This is a genomic window from Pseudomonas sp. Tof1, from assembly GCF_055390395.1.
The window spans coordinates 762,128-783,207 of sequence record NZ_AP024344.1 but is presented as its reverse complement, the minus strand read 5'-3'; the positions used below and the strand labels follow the sequence as shown (position 1 = coordinate 783,207).

21 protein-coding genes and 4 pseudogenes are annotated in these 21,080 nt (G+C 64.5%); 7 read left to right on the top strand and 18 right to left on the bottom strand.

Annotated features, from left to right (window positions below):
- Nucleotides 1–33: 33 nt before the first annotated feature.
- The 5 genes and pseudogenes from mrdA to ACZ5KU_RS03490 form a co-directional block, all read right to left on the bottom strand.
- Nucleotides 34–1,919 (bottom strand): annotated as a pseudogene (gene mrdA / locus ACZ5KU_RS03510) (penicillin-binding protein 2).
- A 9-nt stretch (nucleotides 1,920–1,928) separates the two neighbouring features.
- Nucleotides 1,929–2,395 (bottom strand): annotated as a pseudogene (gene rlmH / locus ACZ5KU_RS03505) (23S rRNA (pseudouridine(1915)-N(3))-methyltransferase RlmH).
- Between the two features lie 9 nt (nucleotides 2,396–2,404).
- Nucleotides 2,405–2,830, bottom strand: a complete 426-nt coding sequence (gene rsfS, locus ACZ5KU_RS03500; protein WP_054060068.1) for a ribosome silencing factor — start codon at nucleotides 2,828–2,830, stop codon at nucleotides 2,405–2,407.
- 66 nt (nucleotides 2,831–2,896) lie between these two features.
- Complete coding sequence (gene nadD / locus ACZ5KU_RS03495) at nucleotides 2,897–3,559, bottom strand: nicotinate-nucleotide adenylyltransferase (protein ID WP_192842765.1); 663 nt, start codon at nucleotides 3,557–3,559, stop codon at nucleotides 2,897–2,899.
- Between the two features lie 28 nt (nucleotides 3,560–3,587).
- Entirely contained in the window at nucleotides 3,588–4,859 is a 1,272-nt protein-coding gene (locus ACZ5KU_RS03490) for a glutamate-5-semialdehyde dehydrogenase (protein WP_464736836.1), read from the bottom strand.
- Nucleotides 4,860–5,038: 179 nt separating this feature from the next.
- Between ACZ5KU_RS03490 and ACZ5KU_RS03485 the strand changes: the two are divergent.
- Together ACZ5KU_RS03485 and ACZ5KU_RS03480 are read left to right on the top strand one after the other, a co-directional pair.
- Nucleotides 5,039–5,724: pseudogene (locus tag ACZ5KU_RS03485) on the top strand (DNA-3-methyladenine glycosylase).
- A 15-nt stretch (nucleotides 5,725–5,739) separates the two neighbouring features.
- Nucleotides 5,740–7,056 carry a bifunctional DedA family/phosphatase PAP2 family protein gene (locus tag ACZ5KU_RS03480; protein ID WP_416771642.1) on the top strand — a complete coding sequence of 439 codons (1,317 nt, stop codon included), beginning with the start codon at nucleotides 5,740–5,742 and terminating at the stop codon, nucleotides 7,054–7,056.
- A gap of 29 nt (nucleotides 7,057–7,085) precedes the next feature.
- Here the strand turns inward: ACZ5KU_RS03480 and ACZ5KU_RS03475 are convergent, their stop codons facing one another.
- From ACZ5KU_RS03475 to ACZ5KU_RS03465, 3 genes and pseudogenes are all read right to left on the bottom strand, one after another.
- Nucleotides 7,086–7,676, bottom strand: coding sequence for an LON peptidase substrate-binding domain-containing protein (locus ACZ5KU_RS03475; RefSeq protein ID WP_054058561.1), 591 nt, complete (start codon nucleotides 7,674–7,676; stop codon nucleotides 7,086–7,088).
- 12 nt (nucleotides 7,677–7,688) lie between these two features.
- Nucleotides 7,689–8,404, bottom strand: a pseudogene (locus tag ACZ5KU_RS03470) (LrgB family protein).
- Complete coding sequence (locus tag ACZ5KU_RS03465; RefSeq protein ID WP_054058563.1) at nucleotides 8,401–8,763, bottom strand: CidA/LrgA family protein; 363 nt, start codon at nucleotides 8,761–8,763, stop codon at nucleotides 8,401–8,403. Before ACZ5KU_RS03465 ends, ACZ5KU_RS03470 begins: the two are co-directional and overlap by 4 nt.
- Nucleotides 8,764–8,925: 162 nt before the next feature.
- Here ACZ5KU_RS03465 and ACZ5KU_RS03460 point away from each other — a divergent pair, with 162 nt between their 5' ends.
- The 3 genes from ACZ5KU_RS03460 (at nucleotide 8,926) to ACZ5KU_RS03450 (ending at nucleotide 11,880) form a co-directional block, all read left to right on the top strand.
- Nucleotides 8,926–9,381 carry a MaoC family dehydratase gene (locus ACZ5KU_RS03460; RefSeq protein ID WP_054058564.1) on the top strand — a complete coding sequence of 152 codons (456 nt, stop codon included), beginning with the start codon at nucleotides 8,926–8,928 and terminating at the stop codon, nucleotides 9,379–9,381.
- Between the two features lie 111 nt (nucleotides 9,382–9,492).
- Nucleotides 9,493–11,211, top strand: coding sequence for a C13 family peptidase (locus ACZ5KU_RS03455; RefSeq protein ID WP_054058565.1), 1,719 nt, complete (start codon nucleotides 9,493–9,495; stop codon nucleotides 11,209–11,211).
- A 27-nt stretch (nucleotides 11,212–11,238) separates the two neighbouring features.
- Nucleotides 11,239–11,880: a Rossmann-fold NAD(P)-binding domain-containing protein gene (locus ACZ5KU_RS03450; protein ID WP_054058566.1), complete on the top strand. Its 642-nt coding sequence runs from the start codon at nucleotides 11,239–11,241 to the stop codon at nucleotides 11,878–11,880.
- A 308-nt stretch (nucleotides 11,881–12,188) separates the two neighbouring features.
- Here the strand turns inward: ACZ5KU_RS03450 and ACZ5KU_RS03445 are convergent, their stop codons facing one another.
- The 7 genes from ACZ5KU_RS03445 to mdaB all read right to left on the bottom strand — a co-directional run bounded on the left by ACZ5KU_RS03445 (nucleotide 12,189) and on the right by mdaB (nucleotide 17,645).
- Nucleotides 12,189–12,476 carry a YceK/YidQ family lipoprotein gene (locus tag ACZ5KU_RS03445; RefSeq protein WP_054058567.1) on the bottom strand — a complete coding sequence of 96 codons (288 nt, stop codon included), beginning with the start codon at nucleotides 12,474–12,476 and terminating at the stop codon, nucleotides 12,189–12,191.
- Nucleotides 12,469–13,098: a flavin prenyltransferase UbiX gene (gene ubiX / locus ACZ5KU_RS03440; protein ID WP_081009897.1), complete on the bottom strand. Its 630-nt coding sequence runs from the start codon at nucleotides 13,096–13,098 to the stop codon at nucleotides 12,469–12,471. Before ubiX ends, ACZ5KU_RS03445 begins: the two co-directional genes overlap by 8 nt.
- Nucleotides 13,095–14,444 (bottom strand): UDP-N-acetylmuramate:L-alanyl-gamma-D-glutamyl-meso-diaminopimelate ligase, encoded by a 1,350-nt coding sequence (gene mpl, locus ACZ5KU_RS03435; protein ID WP_464736835.1) that lies wholly within the window; start codon nucleotides 14,442–14,444, stop codon nucleotides 13,095–13,097. Before mpl ends, ubiX begins: the two co-directional genes overlap by 4 nt.
- Before the next feature lie 114 nt (nucleotides 14,445–14,558).
- A complete protein-coding gene (locus ACZ5KU_RS03430; RefSeq protein ID WP_054058569.1) occupies nucleotides 14,559–14,927 on the bottom strand; it encodes a glyoxalase superfamily protein in 369 nt (122 codons plus the stop codon).
- Between the two features lie 140 nt (nucleotides 14,928–15,067).
- Nucleotides 15,068–15,961 (bottom strand): NAD-dependent epimerase/dehydratase family protein, encoded by an 894-nt coding sequence (locus ACZ5KU_RS03425; protein ID WP_054058570.1) that lies wholly within the window; start codon nucleotides 15,959–15,961, stop codon nucleotides 15,068–15,070.
- A gap of 129 nt (nucleotides 15,962–16,090) precedes the next feature.
- Nucleotides 16,091–16,999 (bottom strand): LysR family transcriptional regulator, encoded by a 909-nt coding sequence (locus ACZ5KU_RS03420; RefSeq protein WP_054058577.1) that lies wholly within the window; start codon nucleotides 16,997–16,999, stop codon nucleotides 16,091–16,093.
- A gap of 55 nt (nucleotides 17,000–17,054) precedes the next feature.
- Nucleotides 17,055–17,645: an NADPH:quinone oxidoreductase MdaB gene (gene mdaB / locus ACZ5KU_RS03415; protein ID WP_054058571.1), complete on the bottom strand. Its 591-nt coding sequence runs from the start codon at nucleotides 17,643–17,645 to the stop codon at nucleotides 17,055–17,057.
- A gap of 194 nt (nucleotides 17,646–17,839) precedes the next feature.
- Here mdaB and ACZ5KU_RS03410 point away from each other — a divergent pair, with 194 nt between their 5' ends.
- Both ACZ5KU_RS03410 and ACZ5KU_RS03405 read left to right on the top strand, forming a co-directional pair.
- Nucleotides 17,840–18,154: a putative quinol monooxygenase gene (locus ACZ5KU_RS03410; RefSeq protein WP_054058572.1), complete on the top strand. Its 315-nt coding sequence runs from the start codon at nucleotides 17,840–17,842 to the stop codon at nucleotides 18,152–18,154.
- A 134-nt stretch (nucleotides 18,155–18,288) separates the two neighbouring features.
- Complete coding sequence (locus ACZ5KU_RS03405) at nucleotides 18,289–18,636, top strand: cupin domain-containing protein (RefSeq protein ID WP_017903103.1); 348 nt, start codon at nucleotides 18,289–18,291, stop codon at nucleotides 18,634–18,636.
- An 85-nt stretch (nucleotides 18,637–18,721) separates the two neighbouring features.
- Here the strand turns inward: ACZ5KU_RS03405 and ACZ5KU_RS03400 are convergent, their stop codons facing one another.
- From ACZ5KU_RS03400 to ACZ5KU_RS03390, 3 genes are all read right to left on the bottom strand, one after another.
- Nucleotides 18,722–19,165 carry a phage infection protein gene (locus ACZ5KU_RS03400; protein WP_152973066.1) on the bottom strand — a complete coding sequence of 148 codons (444 nt, stop codon included), beginning with the start codon at nucleotides 19,163–19,165 and terminating at the stop codon, nucleotides 18,722–18,724.
- 272 nt (nucleotides 19,166–19,437) lie between these two features.
- On the bottom strand, nucleotides 19,438–20,655 hold the full coding sequence (locus ACZ5KU_RS03395) for a cytochrome c biogenesis protein DipZ (protein WP_054058573.1): 1,218 nt from the start codon (nucleotides 20,653–20,655) through the stop codon (nucleotides 19,438–19,440).
- 94 nt (nucleotides 20,656–20,749) lie between these two features.
- Nucleotides 20,750–20,986: a DUF2790 domain-containing protein gene (locus ACZ5KU_RS03390; protein WP_054063725.1), complete on the bottom strand. Its 237-nt coding sequence runs from the start codon at nucleotides 20,984–20,986 to the stop codon at nucleotides 20,750–20,752.
- Between the last annotated feature and the right edge of the window lie 94 nt (nucleotides 20,987–21,080).

The window sequence follows — 21,080 nt, the reverse complement described above, 5'->3', positions numbered from 1 at the left end:
CCTCACTGGAGAGGATGCGATCGAAATTGGCAATCACGGCGTAGCCTCCGCGGTAGTAGTGCCAGCGTATTCAGGTTTGAGCCGGCCATCCGGGCCGAGCAGCCAGGCATCCATCACCTGGCGGACCACCGGCGCCGCGACGCCGGAACCGGACTCGCCGTTCTCGACCATCACCGCGACGACGATCTTGGGGTTGTTGGCCGGGGCAAAGCCGACGAACAACGCGTGGTCGCGATGGCGTTCCAGGACCTTCGAGCGATCATATTTCTCACCCTGCTTGATCGCCACGACCTGAGCCGTACCACTCTTGCCGGCGATCAGGTACTGCGCGCCGATCGAGGCCTTGCGCGCGGTACCACGGGCACCGTGCATCACCTGCTGCATGCCGTGGTTGACCTTGTCCCAGTCCGACGGGTTGCGCAGGACGATATCCGGCATCGGGTTGTCATCCTTCGGCCGCTGGCCCTCGATGGTCTTGGCCAGGTGCGGCCGGTTCCACACGCCCTTGTTCGCCACCAGGGCCGTGGCCTGGGCCAGTTGCAGCGGCGTGGCCTGCATGTAGCCCTGGCCGATCCCGAGGATCAGCGTCTCGCCCGGGAACCAGGCCTGGCGGCGCGTGGTGCGCTTCCACTCGCGCGACGGCATCAGCCCCGGCGATTCCTCGAACATGTCCAGGGAGACCTTCTGGCCCAGGCCGAACTTGTTCATGTAGCTGGCCAGGCGGTCGATCCCCAGCTTGTGGGCCAGGTCGTAGAAATAGGTGTCGTTGGAACGCATGATCGCCGTGTCGAGGTCGACCCAGCCGTCGCCGGTGCGGTTCCAGTTGCGGTATTTGTGATCGTAGTTCGGCAACTCGTAGTAGCCGGGGTCGAAGACTCGCGTCGAGGCGTTGACCACACCGCTGTCCAGGCCGGCGATCGCCACCGCCGGCTTGATGGTCGAGCCGGGCGGGTACAGACCGCGCAACACCCGGTTGAACAGCGGCCGGTCGATGGAATCGCGCAGTTCGGCGTAGGCCTTGAAGCTGATGCCGGTGACGAACAGGTTCGGGTCGAAACTCGGCTGGCTGACCATTGCCAGCACCTCGCCGGTGCTCGGATCGAGCGCCACCACCGCGCCACGACGGCCACCCAGGGCTTCCTCGGCGGCTTCCTGCAGCTTGATGTCCAGGCTGAGGACGATGTCCTTGCCCGGTACCGGATCGGTGCGCTTGAGCACCCGCAGGATACGACCGCGGGCGTTGGTCTCGACCTCCTCGTAACCGACCTGGCCATGCAGCTCCGCCTCGTAGAAGCGTTCGATGCCGGTCTTGCCGATATGGTGGGTACCGCTGTAGTTCACCGGGTCGAGGACCTTGGCCTCCTTTTCGTTGATCCGCCCCATGTAACCCACCGAATGGGCGAAGTGCGCGCCCTGCGGATAATGGCGAACCAACTGCGCGACCACCTCGACGCCCGGCAGGCGGAACTGGTTCACGGCGACGCGGGCGATCTGCTCCTCGGTGAGCTCGAACAGGATCGGCACCGGCTCGAACGGCCGGCGCCCCTGGCGCATACGTTTTTCGAAGAGCACGCGATCCTCGGGCGTCAGTTGCAACACCTCGACGATCACATCCAGCACTTCCTGCCAGTTGCCGGCCCGTTCGCGGGTCATGCTCAGGCTGAAACTCGGCCGGTTATCGGCCACCACCACACCATTGCGGTCGTAGATCAGGCCGCGGGCGGCGGGATCGACTGCACATGGACGCGGTTGTTTTCCGACAGGGTCGAGTGGTAGTCGTACTGGATCACCTGCAGGAAATACAGGCGGGCGATCAGCACACAAATCAGCAGCACGACCACCACCGCGCCGACCACGACACGGTTACGCACCAGACGGGCGTCTTTCTCGTGGTCCTTGAGGCGAATCGGCTGGGTCATTCGGCAGGCTTATTTGTGATAGGGGTGGCCGGACAGCACGGTCCAGGCACGATACAGCTGTTCACCGATCAGAATCCGCACCAGCGGGTGCGGCAGCGTCAGCGGCGACAGCGACCAGCGCTGATCGGCCCGTGCACAGACTTCCGGCGCCAGCCCCTCGGGGCCACCGACCATGAAGTTGACCGTACGCGAATCCAGGCGCCAGCGATCCAGTTCGACCGCCAACTGCTCGGTGCTCCACGGCTTGCCGTGGACCTCCAGCGTGACGATCCGCTCGTTGGGCCGACCTTGGCCAGCATGGCCTCGCCTTCCTGACGGATGAAACGAGCCACGTCGGCATTCTTGCCCCGGGTATTGAGCGGTATCTCCACCAGTTCCAGCGCCAGTTCGGAAGGCAGACGCTTGGCATACTCATGCCAACCCTCTTCCACCCACTTGGGCATGCGGGAACCGACGGCAATCAGACGCAGACGCACGGGCGACCCTTATTCCATGTCCTTGTTGAGCTTGGCGAAGTGCTCATGGGAGTTTTCCGGGCTGTGGTGGGCAGCGCTGGCCGAACGGCTCTGCTCGGCACCGGCCCACAGGCGCTCCAGGTCATAGAACTGGCGAGCCGAGGCGGTCATCATGTGCACGATGACGGTGTCCAGGTCCAGCAGCACCCAGTCGCTGTCGCCCTTGCCTTCCTCGCCCAGCGGACGCAGGCCCTTGGCCTTCACGTTCTCGCGCACCTTGTCCAGCATCGCGTTGATCTGGCGGTTAGAGGTACCGGTGGCGATCACCATGTAGTCGGTGATGCTGTTCTTGTCACGCACGTCGATGACCTGGATATCCTGGGCCTTGACGTCTTCCAGTGCGGCCTTGGCCACTTCGACGATGTCCGCGCCGTTCAAAACTTCTTTGTTCGTCATATAAAACTCATTCAGCTCGTATGTTTGGCGATTTCTTCGCGCAACTTGCGGCGTTGAAACCCACCTTCAGTTCGACGCACGGTACAGACCGTGCGCATCGATATAGGCCAGGACCGCGTCAGGCACCAGGAAACGTACCGACTTACCGCTGGCCAGCAGTTGACGGATCTGGGTGGCCGACACCGCGAGGGGCGTCTGCCAGACGAATGTAATATGCCCGCCAGGCCCCGGCAGGGCCTTCGGGTCGCTGACCGACCGTGCGGCCAGCAGGTTGCGCAAGGCATCCGGCGGCTCGCTGTCGGCATCCGGGCGTTGCAGCACCAGGATGTGGCAATGCAGGAGCAACTCCTCCCAGCGATGCCAGGTGGGCAGGCCGCAGAATGCGTCCCAGCCCAGCAACAGAAACAACTGGTCCTCGGCGGCCAACTCGGCCCGCATGAGTTCCAGGGTGTCGATAGTGTAGGACGGCTTGTCCCGCTGCAGCTCCCGGTCGTCGACCACCAGCGGCGCGATGCCGGCCACTGCGCATTCGACCATCGCCAGCCGGGCGCGCGCAGAAACCTGCGGCGTGTCGCGATGAGGTGGCCTGGCGCTGGGCATCAGGCGCAACTCATCGAGCTCCATCAGTTCCGCAACCTCCAGGGCACTGCGCAAATGGCCGATGTGCACCGGGTCGAAGGTTCCGCCGAGCACACCGATGCGCCGAGGTGGAACTTCGCGAGGGGGCACGGCGGCTGACTGGCGTTTGCCGACCAAGTCAGAGCGACTCCTGGCCACGCAACTGCCCGTCGCCGACCACGATGTACTTCTCGCAGGTCAGGCCTTCCAGACCGACCGGTCCGCGGGCGTGCAGCTTATCAGTAGAGATGCCGATCTCGGCACCCAGCCCGTATTCAAAACCATCGGCGAAGCAGGTCGGGGTGTTGAGCATCACCGAGCTGGAGTCGACGTCGGCCATGAAGCGCCGGGACTCGGCCAGATCCTCGGTGACGATCGAGTCCGTGTGATGGGAACCGTAGCCGTTGATGTGCTCGACGGCCATGTCCAGGCCGTCGACGACGCGGATCGACAGGATCGGCGCCAGGTATTCGGTGTTCCAGTCCTCTTCGGTCGCCGCCACGGCCTCGATGATCGCCCGGGTCCGCGCGCAGCCACGCAGCTCGACGCCCTTGGCCCGGAACTGCTCGGCCATGTCCGGCAGGAAGGACTCGGCCACGGCCTTGTCCACCAGCAGGGTCTCCATGGCGCCGCAGATGCCGTAGCGATAGGTCTTGGCGTTGAAGGCGATGCGCCGGGCCTTGTCGAGGTCGGCACGGGCGCTGACATACACGTGGCAGATGCCGTCCAGGTGCTTGATCACCGGCACCCGGGCATCGCGGCTGATCCGCTCGATCAGGCCCTTGCCGCCACGGGGTACGATCACGTCGACATACTCGGGCATGCTGATCAGCGCCCCGACAGCGGCCCGGTCGGTGACTTCCACCACCTGCACGACGGCCGCCGGCAGGCCGGCCTCGTCCAGGCCGCGCTGGATGCAGGTGGCGATGGCACGGTTGGAGTGGATCGCTTCGGAGCCGCCACGCAGGATCGTCGCGTTGCCGGACTTCAGGCACAGGCTGGCGGCATCGATGGTCACGTTCGGCCGCGATTCGTAGATGATCCCCACGACCCCCAGCGGCACGCGCATCCTGCCGACCTGGATACCCGACGGCCGGTAGCTCATGTCGCGGATCGCCCCGACCGGGTCCGGCAGGTTCGCTACCTGGCGCAGACCGACGATCATGCTGTCGATCCGCGCCGGCGTCAGTGCCAAACGCTCGACCAGCGCCGGCTCCAGACCATTGGCGCGGGCAGCGGCCAGGTCGAGCTCATTGGCGGCGACCAGTTCGTCACGCGCCGCATCCAGCGCGGCGGCGGCGGCGTGCAGCGCGCGATTCTTCTGCGCGGTGCTGGCACGGCCGATCACGCGGGAAGCCTCGCGGGCTGCGCGACCCAGGCGGGTCATGTAGTCAGGAACGGACTCGGTCATGGTCTTGAGGAGGTCTTGGCAAAGAAGAAAGCGGCCGATTATAGCTGTCGCGCCGCCTGACGGACAGCGGTGCCGGGCGGATGGTCGAAATGCCGCACAAACAGCCGCCATTCAGCCTGAATTAAGCACAAAATCGGTATGATTGGCCTCCAAACAGTCCGGAATGCCCATCAGCGACGATGTCCAATCTGACACCCCTCCCCCTGCCAAACGCCCTGCCAGACAGCTTTTTCGACCGAGACGCGCAACTGCTCGCCCGCGAGCTGCTGGGAAAAGTCATACGTCATCGGGTCGGCGATCTGTGGCTCGCGGCACGCATCATAGAGACCGAAGCCTACTACTTCGAGGAAAAAGGCAGCCATGCCTCCCTCGGCTATACAGAAAAGCGTAAGGCTTTGTTTCTGGATGGCGGGCACATCTATATGTACTACGCTCGCGGTGGCGACTCGCTGAACTTCAGTGCCCGGGGCCGGGGAACGCCGTGCTGATCAAGTCGGCCTATCCCTGGACCGACGACCGCTCAGGCCCCGCCAGCCTGGCGCAGATGCAACTGAACAACCCGGACGCCCAGGGTGGCCCGCGCCCGGCGCAGAAACTGTGTGCCGGCCAGACACTGCTGTGCAAGGCGCTGGGCCTGAAGGTGCCGATCTGGGACGCCAAGCGCTTCGACCCGCAGCGGCTGTTCGTCGAAGACGTCGGCAACCGGCCGGCACGCATCATCCAGACCACCCGCCTGGGCATCCCCCTGGGCAGGGATGAGCACCTGATGTATCGCTTCGTCGATGCCGAATATGCCACCTGCTGCACCCGCAACCCGCTGCGCCGGGGCCAGGTCGAAGGCAGGGACTACCACCTGCTACCCTGAACAAGGAAATCGCCCATGGGCCCATGGCTCGATAGCATCACCGGCTGGCTGACAGCCAATCCGCAGTGGCTCGGCCTGGCCGTGTTCATCGTCGCCTGCGTCGAATGCCTGGCCATCGCCGGCATCATCGTGCCGGGCACCGTCCTGCTGTTCGCCATCGCCGTCCTGGCCGGCAGCGGCGCCCTGCCGCTGGGTGAAACCCTCCTGCTGGGGTTTCTCGGCGGCCTGCTCGGCGACGGCTTGTCCTACACCCTGGGCAGGCGTTTTCACCAGAACATCCGCCGCCTGCCCGGCCTGCGCCAGCACCCGGAATGGATGAACGGTGCCGAGTCCTACTTCCAGCGCTACGGCATCGCCAGCCTGCTGGTGGGACGCTTCATCGGCCCGTTGCGGCCAATGCTGCCGATGATCGCCGGCATGTGCGACATGCCGCTGCCACGCTTCATCGGCGTCAGCCTGCTTGCCGGTGCCGGCTGGTCGGTGGCCTACCTGCTGCCGGGCTGGGCCACCGGCGCGGCGTTCCGCCTGCCGCTGCCCGAGGGGTTCTGGCCGCAGACCGCGGTGGTCGCGGCGGGCCTCGCGGCCCTGATCGGCCTGTGCATCCATTGCAGCCTCAAGCGCCATCCACGGGCCACGCTGCTGATTTCCGGGCTGAGCCTGTTGCTGCTGGCCGGCCTGTTCCTCGGCTACCCGCACTTGCAGGCGTTCGACCAGGGGCTGATGGCACTGGTCCAGGAGCACCGTGACAGCAGCTTCGACCTGATCGCCGTGATCATCACCCGCCTGGGCGACTTCCGCACCCAGTTCACCGTCGCAACGGTGCTCACGCTGCTGTTGCTGCTGGCCCGGCAATGGCGGCATGCGCTGTTTTTTGGCGGCACCCTGGCCGTCACCGCCATCGGCAACACCGCCACCAAGCATCTGTTCGCCCGCATGCGTCCGGAAGTCCTCAGCGACCCGATCACCAGCTACAGCATGCCCAGCGGTCACAGCTCGGGCTCGTTCGCCTTCTTCCTGGTACTGGCGGTGCTGGCCGGCCGCGACCAGCCACCCCGGATGCGCGTCACCTGGCTGCTGCTCGGCTGCCTGCCAGCGTTCGCCGTGGCGTTGTCACGGGTCTACCTGGGCGCGCATTGGCCCACGGACATCCTGGCCGGGGCCTTGCTGGCGATTGCCGTCCTGGCTGCCAGCCTGACCCTGAGCCAGCGCCACCTGCCGCTGGGCAGCATGCCACCACGGGCCTGGTGGCTGATCCTGCCGGCCGCCGTGGCGCTGTACGGCTCACATGCGCTGTGGCACATACCTCAGCAGTTGCTGCGGTATGCCTACTAGTGGCCTGTGCGAATTAGCCACACAGGCCACTAGGCGAACAGTTCGCCCTGCAACTCGTCGAGCAGTTCCTGGATCGCATCCAGGCGCTGCTGCGGATCATCGAGCTCCAGCAGATCGATCTTGTCCAGATCGGAAAACGGCAGCAGATAAGCCAGCTGGTTCGCCAGCGACTGCTGCCCACCGGCCTCGGTGCCCATGTTCAACGCCGCGACCATCGGGTGCTCGGCCAGGGCCTTGAGCAGGGCCACCAGGTCTTCGTCCTCATCCTGCAGCGGCTGTTCGGGAACCTCGTCCAGCCACTGCACCTGGGCGACGGTCAACTGGTCCTTCTGCAATTCGCTGTCGAGCACACGAAAGCGCCGGCCGCCCTCGACCCGGATCCCCAGCAGACCGTTGTCCTGCTGCTGGAAATCGCGAATCAGCGCCTCGCAGCCGATCCGGGCGAAGCCCTGCGGCGCCGGGCCGACCTCTTCGCCTTCAAGGATGCACACCACGCCAAAACCGCTGCCCTGCTTCATGCAGCGACTGATCATGTCCAGGTAACGCGCCTCGAAAATCTGCAGATCGAGGGTGCAGCCGGGAAACAGCACGGTGTTCAGGGGGAACAGCGCCAAGCTCATACAAGGGTTTCCTTAAACCATCCAGGTGACGATCAGGGGCAACAGTACCGCAGTGGTCACGCCCATCAAACTCATCGCCAGCGCCGCGAAGGCACCGCATTCGTCGCTTTCCTGCAGGGCCACCGAGGTGCCCACCGCATGGGCGGTCATGCCCAGGGCCATGCCCCTGGCCTCGGGCCGCATCACACCCAGGCGGGTCAGCATGGGTGGGCCGGCAATCGCGCCGATCACCCCGGTGATCAGCACGAACACCGCGGCCAGGGCGGCCACACCGCCGATCTGCTCGGCCACCAGCATCGCAATGGGGACGTCACCGATTTCGGTGCCATGGTCATCAGCATCCGCGGCTCGGCGCCGAACCACCAACCCAGCAGCACGCACAGGCCAGTGGCAATCACGCCACCAATCACCAGCGTAGTAAAAATCGGCCAGAACAATTGTCGGATCCGCCGCAGGTTGAGGTACAGCGGCACCGCCAGGGCAACGGTCGCCGGGCCGAGCAGGATGCCGAGAATCTCGGTGCTCTTGCGATATTCGGCATAGTCCAGGCCACACAGCAACAGCACACCGACCACCAGCGCCATCGACGCCAGCACCGGCTGCAGGAAGATCCAGCGGGTTTTCTCGAACCCCGCCAGCACCAGTTGATAGGCGCCCAGGGTGATTCCGATACCGAACAGCGGATGGTGAATCACCGCCGCCCACGCCCCTTGCCAATCCAATGTCATCGTTCGCCCTCGCGCCGATCCTTGCGCCGGATCAGCCAGTTCATCAGCACCCCGACCAGGGCCATGGAAATCAGTACCGACAGCACCAGCGAGCCGACAATGGCCCAGAAATCCGCGGCGATATCGCTGGCGTAGACCATCACGCCCACGGCCGGCGGCACCAGCAGCAACGGCAGGTAGCGCAGCAGGCTGCTGGCCGCCTCGCTCAACGGTGCCCCGACCTCACCCCGAATCAGCAGGAAGGCCAGCAACAGCAGCAGGCCGATGATCGGCCCCGGCAACATCGGTACACACAAATGATTGATAGCCGTGCCAAGCAACTGGAACAGCACCAGCCAGGTCAGGCCGCGCAGCAACATCCGTACTCCCCCTTGTCAACGCACCCCATTATAAGCATGCCGATACGCCGGCATTCGCCAAAGCCATGGTCGCTTGACCGGGCACAACGGCCGTGATGATCTACAGTGGATGCCAAGGGCTGCAACCCAAGGCCTGACCCCGAACGACCAAGGAGAGGCTCAATGCCCTATGTACCCGTAGCGCAACTCAAAGACTATGTCGGCAAGGAACTGGGACGTTCCGAATGGTTCACCATCGACCAGGAGCGCATCAACCTGTTCGCGGAGGCCACCGGCGATTATCAGTTCATCCACGTCGACCCGGTCAAGGCCGCGCAAACACCTTTTGGCAGCACCATTGCCCACGGTTTTCTCTCGCTGTCGCTGATCCCCAAGCTGATGGAGGACATCCTGATCCTGCCCGAAGGCCTGAAGATGGTCGTCAACTATGGCCTGGACAGCGTGCGCTTCATCCAGCCGGTCAAGGTCGACTCGCGGGTGCGGCTCAAGGTCGAGCTGGTCGACGCCACCGAGAAAAAGCCGGGCCAGTGGCTGCTCAAGGCAACCGCCACGCTGGAGATCGAAGGCCAGGAAAAACCTGCCTATATCGCTGAACCTCTGTCGCTCTGCTTCGTCTGAAGCGACATCCGGGCTGCGGCACGAAGCGGCGACGGTGCTGTTTCGTGCTTTACCTCTGGACACGACACAATGCTTCGGCATACTCGGTCCCCTAATTGCCCGGATCCCGTCATGCGCCCATTTGCACCCCTTGCCCTGACCCTGTTGCTCACCGCCTGCGGTGATGGCGAATCACTGCTACCGCCGGACGCCCGTCTGCCGGACGGCGGCCGCTACCGCGGGGAAGTGGTCAATGGCCTGCTGCAAGGCCAGGGGCGCATCGACTACCCGAACGGCAGCTGGTATGCCGGCCAGTTCCTCAATGGCCAGTGGCATGGCGACGGCGAGTGGCACGGCAGCAACGGCGAGGTCTACAAGGGCCAGTTCCAGCAGGGCCTGTTCCATGGCCAGGGCACCCTGACCCTTCATGACAGCAGCTACACCGGCGGTTTCAAGCTGGGCCGACGCAACGGCGAAGGCACCCTGAAGGAAGCCGGCATGACCTACCGCGGCGAATTCAGGGACGACCAGTATTCCGGCCTCGGCCACCTCGAACTGGAAGACGGCAGCCAATACCAGGGCGAGTTCGCCCACGGCAAGCCCAACGGCGAGGGCCAGCGCAGCGATGCCAGCGGCAACCAGTTCACCGGGCGCTTCGTCAACGGCCAACTGGAAGGCGTCGGGACCTTCAACAGTGCCGAAGGCGACCAGTACGCCGGCGGTTTCCGGCACAACCAGCTGAACGGCAAGGGCCGCTATGAAAACGCCGACGGCGATGTCTGGATCGGCGAGTTCAAGGACGGCGTACTCAATGGCCAGGGTGAACTGATCGGCGTCGATGGCAGCCATTATCGCGGTGAGTTCAGCGAATGGCGCTTCAACGGTTTCGGCCAGTTGAACCTGGCCGATGGCAGCCACTATGTCGGCGAGTTCGCCAGCGACACGTACGAGGGCCGGGGCATCCTGACCCTGGCGGACGGCCGGGTGCAAAGCGGCATCTGGAGCAATGGCCAGCGGGTTCGCGAGGCCGATGGCAAACTGCTGCCGGACCAGCTCGAACTGGGCCTGCTGGCCCAGGGGCCCCTGTTGGAAAAAGCCCTCGCCGCGGTTCCGGCCTCCACGCCGGCCATCGAGCTGTACAGCCTGGTGCTGGCCGGTGACGGCAAGCAGAGCGTCTTCCTGCGTGAAGCCGACTATGTCGGCAAGATGCTCGCCACCCGCTTTGGCGCCTATGGCCAGATCAGCCTGGTGAACCATCGCGATCACCTGATCGATCGGCCGATGGCCACCCGCGAAAACCTGCACCGGGCCGCCCAGGCCCTGGCCGAACGCAGTGGCCCGGAAGACCTGATCTTCATCTACCTGACAAGCCACGGTACCCACGCCCATGAACTGGTGCTGGACCAGCCACGCCTGGAACTGGCCGACCTGCCCGCCGATGAAATGGCCCAGGCCCTGGCCCCGTTGAAGAACCGCGACAAGGTCATCGTCATTTCGGCCTGTTACTCCGGCGGCTTCATTCCGGCCCTCAAGGATGAAAGAACCCTGATCATGACCGCCTCGCGGGCCGACCGGGTGTCCTTCGGCTGCTCCGAGGAAGCGGACTTCACCTACTTCGGCGATGCCCTGTTCGCCCAGGCCCTGAACCAGACCGACGACTTGCAGCAGGCCTTCAACCTGGCCAAGGCCCATGTTGCCGAACGTGAGCAGGCGGACAACTTCGAGGCGTCGGAACCGCAGATCTGGGCCCCCAAGGGCGTGCTGGCCCACTGGCAGCAGCTACGCAAGCAACAGGCAAGAAAAGCGTTGCAAAGCGCTTCACTGGACAGCAAGGGCGCCAAGAGCAACTAAGCTGATTCGTATCAAGGGAGATATTTTATGTACTTGACGCCTCAGCACATCCTGCTCGCTGGAGCCACCGGCCTGACCGGTGAACATCTGCTGGACCGACTGCTCAACGAACCCACGGTCAGTCGCGTCCTCGCCCCTTCGCGTCGCCCACTGGCGAAACATCCGCACCTGGAGAACCCGGTCGGCGACCCGGCGATCTTCCTGCCGCAACTGAGCGGCCGGGTCGACCTGGCGATCTGCTGCCTGGGCACCACGATCAAGCTCGCCGGCTCCGAAGAAGCCTTTCGCGCTGTCGACCACGATATGGTGGTGGCTTTCGGCAAGCGTGCGCGGGAACTGGGCGCGCGGCACCTGATCGTGGTCAGCGCGGTGGACGCCAACCCGAAATCCAAGGTGTTCTACAGCCGGGTCAAGGGTGAGATGGAGGAGTCGCTGAAGGCCCAGGGCTGGCCGCAGTTGACCATCGCCCGGCCGTCGCTGCTGATCGGCGAGCGTAGCGAACCGCGCCTGGCCGAACAGTTGGCGGCACCGCTGTCGAAGCTGATTCCCGGCAAGTATCGCGGGATCGAGGCCTGCCAACTGGCCCGGGCGCTGTGGCGCCTGGCGCTGGAGGAGCAGGACGGGGTGCGGATCGTCGAGTCGGATGAGTTGCGCCGGCTCGGCAAGTAGCTTTCGCCAGGTAGATTTTTGTTGCCAGGGCGGGACTCTTCGCGGGCAAGCCGCGCTCCTACAGGACCGCGTGAACCGATTCGACCGCCTGCAGGAGCGGGCGGCGCGGCGATCCGGCTTGCCCGCGAAGGGGCAAAACACGATCCCCGGCCCTAGGCTGTGTACGAAATTGTTTGAAACGCAGGTTAGGCAAGGCAAAAACCGGCGAGGAACGGCCGGGGTCGCGCCCGACTTTACTGGAGTAAATGAGCATTCCGAGCCGGTTTTTAACGCCGCATAACCAAGTTTCAAGCGATTTCGTACATAGCCTACAACCCACCCGTCGCCTGAAACCCGACGCCCAACGCCGTGAACACCGACAACGGCAACAGCAGCGTATCGAGCAAGGCACTCGCCGGCAGGTCCAACCCAGGATACCCCGGCGCCTCGGCGCCGAACCGGTCACGGGCACAACAGCCACCCTGCAACGCGTACAGGTCCAACCGCGTGCCGGCATAGACGAGCGGCGCCCCGGCCTTGCCGGCATCCAGCGTCCGCGCCGTCGCACAACCCGCCAGTTGCAGTGCCAGCAGCAGGCCCAGCAGCGCCTTACTCATTGCTGTTCAAATGATGCTCACCCCAGCGCGGCAGCATGTCCTGGGGGATATTCAACAGATTGAGAATCCGCGCCACCACGAAATCCACCAGGTCGTCGATGGTCTGCGGCTGATGATAGAAGCCCGGCGAAGCCGGCAGGATCGTCACGCCCATGTTCGACAGCTTGAGCATGTTCTCCAGATGAATGCTCGAATACGGCGCCTCGCGCGGCACCAGGATCAGTTGCCGACGCTCCTTGAGGGTCACGTCCGCCGCCCGCTCGATCAGGTTGTTGCAGGCGCCCGTGGCGATGGCCGACAAGGTCCCGGTGGAGCATGGCACCACCACCATCGCCGCCGGCGAGCCGGAGCCGGAGGCCACCGGCGACATCCAGTCCTCCTTGCCGTACACGCGGATCTGCCCGGCCTGGGCCCCGGTGTACTCGGTGAGGAACGCCTGCATCGCCTGCGGCTTGGGCGGCAGGGTGACGTCCGTCTCCGTCGCCATCACCAACTGCGCCGCCTTGGAGATCAGGAAGTGCACTTCGCGGTCCTCGCGCACCAGGCAATCGAGCAGGCGCAAGCCATACTGCGCCCCGGAGGCGCCGGTCATCGCCAGGGTGATACGCTCCGGGCCGTTCACCGCAGGGCCTCGGCCAGTTTGCCGTGCAGCCCGCCGAAGCCGCCGTTGCTCATGATCACCACGTGCGTGCCGGGCTTGGCCTGGCTTTTCACCCGTTCGATGATGCCCTCCAGGGAGTCGCTGACAATCGACGGCACACTGCACAAGGCCGCCGTGGCGCCCAGGTCCCAGCCGAGATTGGCCGGCGCGTACCAGATCACCTGATCGGCCTGGACCACGCTCTCCGGCAGGCCATCGCGGTGAGCGCCCAGTTTCATGGAGTTGGAACGCGGTTCGATGATGGCGATCACCGGTGCATCGCCGACCTTCTTGCGCAGGCCGTCGAGGGTCGTGGCAATGGCGGTCGGATGGTGGGCGAAGTCATCGTAGATGGTCACGCCTTGGACTTCGGCGACCTTTTCCATGCGCCGCTTGACGCTCTTGAACGCACTCAGACCGGCAATACCCATCGCCGGCACCACGCCGACATGCCGCGCCGCGGCCAGGGTGGCCAGGGCATTGGCGACGTTGTGCTGGCCGGTCAGTTCCCACTCGACCGTGCCCTGGGCCACGCCCTCGAACAGCACCTCGAAACGCGAACCGTCCTCGCTGAGCAGGCGCGCCTGCCACTGGCCACCGGCACCGGTGGTCTGCACCGGGGTCCAGCAGCCCATGTCGATCACCCGCTTCAACGCCGGCTCGGTGGTCGGGTGAATGACCAGGCCTTCGCTGGGGATGGTCCGTACCAGGTGGTGGAACTGCCGCTCGATGGCTGGCAGGTCGGGGAAGATGTCCGCGTGGTCGAACTCCAGGTTGTTCAGGATCGCCGTGCGCGGATGGTAGTGGACGAACTTGGAGCGCTTGTCGAAGAACGCGCTGTCGTACTCGTCGGCCTCGATCACGAAGAACGGCGTGCCGCCCAGGCGCGCCGATACCGAGAAATTCTGCGGCACGCCGCCGATCAGGAAGCCCGGGCTCATGCCCGCGTGCTCCAGCACCCAGGCGAGCATGCTGCTGCTGGTGGTCTTGCCGTGGGTGCCGGCCACGGCCAGGACCCAGCGCCCCTGCAGCACATGGTCGGCCAGCCACTGCGGGCCGGACACGTAGGGCAGGCCCTTGTTCAGCACGTACTCGACCGCGGGGTTGCCACGGGACATGGCATTGCCGATCACCACCAGGTCCGGGGCCGGATCGAGCTGGGCCGGGTCATAACCCTGGGTCAGTTCGATGCCCTGGGCCTGCAGTTGCGTGCTCATCGGCGGATAGACATTGGCATCGGAGCCCGTCACGTGATGGCCCAGTTCCTTGGCCAGAACAGCCATCGAGCCCATGAAGGTGCCGCAGATACCCAGAATATGAATGTGCATAGTCGACCTCGTAAAACATGGCCGCAGGTTAGCCCAGGGCGGGGGAAATCGCACCTTGTGTTTCAGATTCGAGGTGACTGGCAGGGCTTCGACATCGATTCGAAGCCCTGTGGCTCAGACGCAGATCGCGTTGGTGAACACCAGGCGGTTGCCGAACGGGTCGGCGATCGGCATGTCCATGCTGCCCCAGGGCATGGCCTGGATTTCCGGACGGGCGTAGCCGAAGCCCTTGGCCAGCAGTTGTTCGCGAAAGGCTTCCAGCTCGTCGGTCTCGATACGCAGCGCCGAGCCCGGAGTGCTATCACCGTGATGCTCGCTCAGGTGCAACACGCAATTGCCCTTGGACACCTGCAGATACAAGGGGAAACCCGGCTCGAAACGATGCTGCCAGTCGACCTGGAAACCCAGGAAGTCGACGTAGAACTCCAACGCCTTGCCCTCGTCGAAAATTCGCAGAATGGGGGTGGTCTTACCGAAGCTCATGTCAGGTCTTCCTGGCGGTTCTGGATCAAAGCGCTTCGGCCATGGAACGGGCTTCTTTAGTGGCTCAGTGCCATTATCGCGCAAAAGCGCGACCTCGTTCGCAAAAACCTGACGCCAATCACCAGCATAGCCGCTTGGGCTCAAACCATCTCGTTGAGGATCCAGTCGATCACCGAGTTGCGCTTGGGTACCCAGCCCAGCAGTTCACGGGCGTTGCTGCCGCGGACCCGGCTGTTGGAACCCAGGCCGTAATTGGCCATCTCATAACCCCACTCGGCCTCGGCGTCCGCCAGCGGCCAATCCTGCGGCTCACCCAGGTTCAGCGCCCTGGCCATGGCGGTGGTCATGTCGATGAACGAGGCTTCGCCGCTTTCGACGAAATAGAAGGTGCCCGGCGGGTTGCCGGTCAACGCCAGCAGGTACAGCGCCACCACATCCTCGATGTGCACGTTGGACCAGATGTTCTGCCCGCTCCCGACGTGCCGGACCACGCCACGCTTGCGGGCCTGCTTGAGCAGGCGCGGCAACTGCACGCTGTCACGCTTGACGCCCAGGCTGTGGCCGTAGATCAGGGTGTTGCAGAGCACCGCCGAGCGCACGCCGGATTTCGCCGCGTCGAGCACCCGGTGGTCGATGGCCACCCGCGCCGCCTTGTCGACGGTCGGTTCCGGCAGCCGGCCTTCGTAATAGACGATATCGCTGGCCTTGCCGCCGGAGGCGTCGCCGACGATGCTCGAACCGCTGGTGTGCAGGAACACCTTGTCGGAACCACGCAAGGCGTCGAGCAGCGCCTCGACCGCACCGCGATGGTCGCTGCTGGCGGCGTTGATCACCGCATCGGCCTGGCGCGCCTGCTCGGCGAGCAGTTCGCTGTCGTCCAGGCTGCCGACCACCGGGGTAATGCCCAAATCACGCAGTTCCTGCACCTGCTCGGCACTGCGCACCAGCCCGGTGACCCGATGGCCGGCGGCGACCAGCCCGGTCGCGATGGAACCGCCAATGAAACCGGCGGCGCCGGTAACGAATACGTTCATGGAGAAACTCCCTGCATGGATAAGTGATGGAGCGAGTATCGAAAACTTATCCGTGCCGAATAACCCCCTACTGCCCAATTCACTCTTGCGCTGGAGTCACGAATCAAGAGCTGGCGCCCAGCGTCAGGGCTATGCCACCACGGGCCCCGCATACCCCGCCAGCTTGCCCTGGATGAAATCGAGGAAGCACTGGATACGCAGCGCCAACTGCGAGTTGCGGTAGTACACCGCATGGATCGGCTGGCGGTAGCCGCTGTTGGCTTCGGGGAGGATCACCTGCAGGCGGCCGGACTGGATGTCCTGGTGAGTCATGAAGTGCGACAGGCAGACGATCCCCTGCCCCTCCAGCGCCAGTTGGCGCAGGGTCTCGCCGCTGGAGGCGCTGAGGTCGGGGCGGATCTGCCAGCGGTCGCCCTGGGCATGCCGCAACGGCCAGTGATTGAGCGTTTCGGTCTGGGTGAACCCCAGCAGGGTGTGTCGGGACAGCTCATCGACACTGACCGGCTCGCCGTAACGCGCCAGGTAGGCGGGGCTGGCCAGGATGTTCAGCGGGCTGCTGCCCAGCGAGCGGGCATGCAGGGTCGAATCCGCCAGGTGGCCGATGCGGATGGCGATGTCGGTGCTCTGCTCCAGCAGGTCGATGATCAGGTCGTTGCTGTTGAGTTCCAGCTGGATGTCCGGGTACAGGCTGCGAAACTCGGCGATGTACGGGACCACCGCGTGCAGCATGAACGGCGAGGCGGCGTTGATACGCAGGCGCCCGGCGGGCGTCTGCTGGCGCAGGGCCAGGCGTTCTTCCAGCTCGTCCATCTGCTCGAGGATCTGCTTGGCCCGCTCGAAGAAGAACTTGCCTTCCTCGGTCAGGTCCATGCGTCGCGTGGTGCGATTGATCAGCGTGGTCTCGAGCTTGGCCTCCAGCCGCGACAGGCTGCGGCTGACCGCCGACGGCGTCTGCCCGACCTGTTCGGCCGCCGCGGAAATCGAACCGCACTCGATCACGCAGACGAAGATCTGCAACTCATCCGACCTGGCTTTCACACTCACCTCTCAACTCAAGAGCCTGATATTAGCCGGCCTCGAGGCAAAAGGAACCTCACTTCGGCAAATCGAAAACCTCTGCCAGGTGCTGCTCGTAGCGCCGGATATCCGCCTCGATGGCCGGTACCTTCATCACGTCGACACAGAGAAAGGTCGGCAGGCCGCTCATGCCGAGGAACTGGTTGGCCTTGTGAAACGGGAAGTAGACCGCATCCACGCCCTTGGCCTCGAAGAAATCGGTGGGGTCGTCGAAAGCCTGCCGTGGCGCGTTCCAGGTCAGCGACAGCATGTACTGCTTGCCCTGGATCAGACCACCGCTGCCGTACTTCTGCGAGGCGTCGGAACGCGTCCGGCCATCGTTGGCGTAGAGGCTGCCGTGGCCCGCGGTGAACACTTCGTCGATGTACTTCTTCACCGTCCAGGGCGCGCCCATCCACCAGCCAGGCATCTGGTAGATGATCACGTCGGCCCAGAGAAACTTGGCAACTTCCTCGGCGACATCGTAGCCCTGGTCGATCCAGGTCTGTCTGACATCGCAACCGGAGCGATCGAGGTAGGCCACGGCGGTTTCATGCAGGGTGGCGTTGTAGCGGCCGGCGGAGTGGGCGAACGCCTTGCCGCCGTTGAGTAGCAGGATCTTTTTCATGGTCGGTCTCATGGAGGGCGGCCCCAAGGGCAGCCCGGTCGACAGGTTCAGGTGCGGGCGCAGGTTAGCCCTCGCACGCACGGCGAAAAAGCGTGGCTGACGCAAATCGCTTTTGCCGTAACGGCACGAATGCTCGACGTATTGTTGCCTTAGCATTGACGGCCTCCAGAACCTGTCCTGCCCGGAGTGAATCCATGAGCCAACCCTACGGTTTTATCCTGCATGCCAAGACCCGCCCGGAAAAGGCCGAGGCCTTCGAGGCGCTGTTTCGCGCCTATGTCGAACCCAGCCGCCGGGAAGACGGCTGCATCGAATACCACATGCTGCGCGACCACGCCGACCCGACCCTGTTCATCTTCTACGAGATCTGGCAATCGAAGGCTCACCTGGACGTGCACTCGGCGCTGCCGCACATGCGGGCCTTCCACGAGCAGCGCATGGCGTTCCTCGAGCGGGATTTCGAGATCCGCCTGATCGACATGCTCAGCCCATCCTCGGCCAGCCGCTGATCAACAGCGGCCCCCTGCCGGGCGAAAACGGCCTGTGCGCGCATGGACAGCTGGATGTCGAGCCTGGACATCCCTGCGGCGGGCGCCCCCGTTAGGGTGCAGGCTTCATTCAGAACCTGTGCCCGGAGCCCAGCATGTCCAATCCACCGATTACCGTTCTGCGCGATACCCACCCACTGCCGGTGCTCGACGCCTGCAAATGGGAAAAGCTCGAAGGCGATCCGCACACCGTCAACCTCAACGCCTACAACAGCGAAGACGGCAGCAAGATCATGGGCACCTGGATCTGCACCCCGGGCAAGTGGCGGGTCGATTACGTGAAGTGGGAGTACTGCCACTTCCAGGAAGGCTACTGCATCATCACGCCGGACGGTCAGGCGCCGATCCACTTGAAGGCCGGCGATATCTTCATCGTCGAGCCAGGCATGAAGGGCACCTGGGAAGTCGTCGAGACCGTGCGCAAGTACTTCGTGTTCGCCTGACAGCACCAGGCGCGTTTCGATCCGGGCCCCGTCTCGAAAGACACGGGGCCCTGTCGTGAGGAACGGTTCGAGAGGTCGTCAATCTTCAAGCGACACGACGTTCCAGCAAGCGATCCGAGCCACCTTCGGCTACACGACGCTCCAGCAGGCGATCGGAACCACCTTCCGCCACACGACGCTCCAGCAGGCGATCGGAACCACCTTCCGCCACACGGCGCTCCAGCAGGCGATCGGAACCACCTTCCGCCACACGGCGCTCCAGCAGACGATCGGAACCACCTTCCGCTACACGGCGTTCCAGCAAACGGTCCGAGCCACCCTCCGCCACACGGCGCTCCAGCAGGCGATCGGAACCACCTTCCGCCACACGACGCTCCAGCAGACGGTCAGAACCGCCCTCCGCCAGCCGATGCTGGTTGATCGCGCCGAACCCGGTTGCCGGCACATTGGCCGAAGCGGCATTCGCCAGGCCGAGGCCACCGACCAAAGCCAGGGTGAGGGCCAGGGAAGCGGTAGAGAACTTGAACATGGGTAACACTCCTGCGTTTGTGAGTAAGACTCTGAGGGTTGGGTGGGGCCTGGACCGGCCTCACCGTTCGACAGGTACATTTCAACGCAGGGCTGTATCCACCGTGTGTCGCGAACGGGCGATAAGGTGGCGCACTGTATGGCGGCGGGCCACGTACACAGTCTGATACAACGTGCCGATGCCCGAGCCCGGTGCCACTCGAACACCCGCCCACAAAAAAGCCGCAAGGTCCGTGGCGGGACCTTGCGGCTATCGCTGCCGGATTCCGGGGCTCAGCTGGCACTGCCAGCCTTGGCCTCCTGCAGCAGGGTCTGGATGACCTTTTCCTGTTCGTCATAACGGCCTTCGCCGAAATGGGTGTAGCGCACCTGCCCCTTGGCATCGATCAGGTAGTGGGCCGGCCAGTACTGGTTATCGAACGCCCGCCAGATACGGTAGTCGTTGTCGATCGCCACCGGGTAACCGATCCCCAGTTCCTTCACCTGCTGGCGCACGTTGCCGAGGATCTTCTCGTAGGCATACTCGGGGGTATGCACGCCGATCACCACCAGCCCGTCCTTCTCGTATTTCTTCGCCCAGTCCTTCACATAGGGCAGGGTGTGCTGGCAGTTGATGCAGTCGAAGGTCCAGAAGTCCACCAGCACCACCTTGCCGCGCAGGGACTCACGGTTGAGCGGCGCCGAGTTCAGCCACTCCACCGCACCGTCCAGCGCAGGCATCGCGCCCTTGGCTTCGAGGTCGACCGCCGTGGCCGCATTGGCCTTGCTGATCACGTAGTCGATGGCCCGCGGAATCTGCTTGAGCAGGCTCTGCTCCACCGACGCCGAGCCCTGTGACGAGGTGCCGGCGAGCAGGGTGTTGTTCGCCCCGGTCGAGATCAGCACCGCCGACAGCAGGACCAGCACGCCGGCCCCACGCCGCAGCCAGCCGGTCACCGGGATGGAAGGCTTGAGCCGGTTGACCAGGCCACGGCCGGCGAAGATCAGCGTGCCGAGAGACAACGCACTGCCCAGGCCATAGGCCAGCAGCAACAGGCTGGTCTGTGCATTGGCGCCCTGCAGCATGGCGCTGGTCAGGATCACGCCGAGAATCGGTCCGGCACAGGGCGCCCACAACAGCCCGGTGGCGACGCCGACCAGCAGCGCGGCCAACGGCCCCGACAGCTGCCGCGCCGCCGGATCGAGGCGATTGCCCAGCAGCACGAACGGCCGCGACAGCCAGGCCCCCGCGCGGGCGGAAATCAGTGACAGGGCGAACAGCACCATCACGATCAGCGCCAACTGACGGCCGGCAGCGTTGGCCTGGATCACCCAGGCGCTGCTGACCACCGCCAGGCTCGACACCAGGGCGAAGGTCAGCGCCATGCCGCCCAGGGTCAACAGCACCGACGAGCGGGAACGATCGGCCCGCGCGAAAAGGAAGGGTACGACCGGCAGGATGCAAGGACTGAGCACCGTCAGTATCCCGCCGAGGAAAGCGATAAGCAGCATGACGTCACCTGGCAGATGCAGGCATGAAACCGACCGCGACGCGGTACGGTTTCATGCGGGTGGAGGAGAGAGCGTGAGGCGGGTTCCCAAGGCCTCAGCTGCCCAGGTTGCAACTGGCGAACTTGCCGTATTCCAGGGTGTGGGTCTGGCCCTGGGAGTCCAGGTAGGTCAGGTGCGCCTTGGCGACATCGCAACTGCCCATGGCATCGGTGGTGATCGACACCACGTGCCGGATATCCGGTTTGGCGCTGGCGGCCTGGGCCGGGGCGGCGATGGCCAGGAGGCTCAGGGCGGACAACAGGCCGGCGGTGCAGAGTGCTTTCAGTTTCATGGCGATTTCCTCAAGTGTGTATTCGGTTGGTTGGAGCCAGTGTTGTCTGCCTCCCTGGAACCTATTTGACGCCCTTGAGGTATCTCGAATGTGT

Bases quoted from the DNA above. Each gene is read 5' to 3' on its own strand.
- ACZ5KU_RS03465 (WP_054058563.1), bottom strand. From the start codon at position 8,763: ATGTTGCTGCGCGGCCTGACCTGGCTGGTGCTGTTCCAGTTGCTTGGC.
- ACZ5KU_RS03395 (WP_054058573.1), bottom strand. From the start codon at position 20,655: ATGCTGCTTATCGCTTTCCTCGGCGGGATACTGACGGTGCTCAGTCCT.
- ACZ5KU_RS03425 (WP_054058570.1), bottom strand. From the start codon at position 15,961: ATGAACGTATTCGTTACCGGCGCCGCCGGTTTCATTGGCGGTTCCATC.
- ACZ5KU_RS03390 (WP_054063725.1), bottom strand. From the start codon at position 20,986: ATGAAACTGAAAGCACTCTGCACCGCCGGCCTGTTGTCCGCCCTGAGC.
- ACZ5KU_RS03445 (WP_054058567.1), bottom strand. From the start codon at position 12,476: ATGAGTAAGGCGCTGCTGGGCCTGCTGCTGGCACTGCAACTGGCGGGT.
- ACZ5KU_RS03405 (WP_017903103.1), top strand. From the start codon at position 18,289: ATGTCCAATCCACCGATTACCGTTCTGCGCGATACCCACCCACTGCCG.
- ACZ5KU_RS03460 (WP_054058564.1), top strand. From the start codon at position 8,926: ATGCCCTATGTACCCGTAGCGCAACTCAAAGACTATGTCGGCAAGGAA.
- mdaB (WP_054058571.1), bottom strand. From the start codon at position 17,645: ATGAAAAAGATCCTGCTACTCAACGGCGGCAAGGCGTTCGCCCACTCC.
- ACZ5KU_RS03475 (WP_054058561.1), bottom strand. From the start codon at position 7,676: ATGAGCTTGGCGCTGTTCCCCCTGAACACCGTGCTGTTTCCCGGCTGC.
- ACZ5KU_RS03400 (WP_152973066.1), bottom strand. From the start codon at position 19,165: ATGTTCAAGTTCTCTACCGCTTCCCTGGCCCTCACCCTGGCTTTGGTC.
- ACZ5KU_RS03430 (WP_054058569.1), bottom strand. From the start codon at position 14,927: ATGAGCTTCGGTAAGACCACCCCCATTCTGCGAATTTTCGACGAGGGC.
- ACZ5KU_RS03455 (WP_054058565.1), top strand. From the start codon at position 9,493: ATGCGCCCATTTGCACCCCTTGCCCTGACCCTGTTGCTCACCGCCTGC.
- rsfS (WP_054060068.1), bottom strand. From the start codon at position 2,830: ATGACGAACAAAGAAGTTTTGAACGGCGCGGACATCGTCGAAGTGGCC.
- ACZ5KU_RS03410 (WP_054058572.1), top strand. From the start codon at position 17,840: ATGAGCCAACCCTACGGTTTTATCCTGCATGCCAAGACCCGCCCGGAA.
- ACZ5KU_RS03480 (WP_416771642.1), top strand. From the start codon at position 5,740: ATGGGCCCATGGCTCGATAGCATCACCGGCTGGCTGACAGCCAATCCG.
- mpl (WP_464736835.1), bottom strand. From the start codon at position 14,444: ATGCACATTCATATTCTGGGTATCTGCGGCACCTTCATGGGCTCGATG.
- ACZ5KU_RS03450 (WP_054058566.1), top strand. From the start codon at position 11,239: ATGTACTTGACGCCTCAGCACATCCTGCTCGCTGGAGCCACCGGCCTG.
- ACZ5KU_RS03490 (WP_464736836.1), bottom strand. From the start codon at position 4,859: ATGACCGAGTCCGTTCCTGACTACATGACCCGCCTGGGTCGCGCAGCC.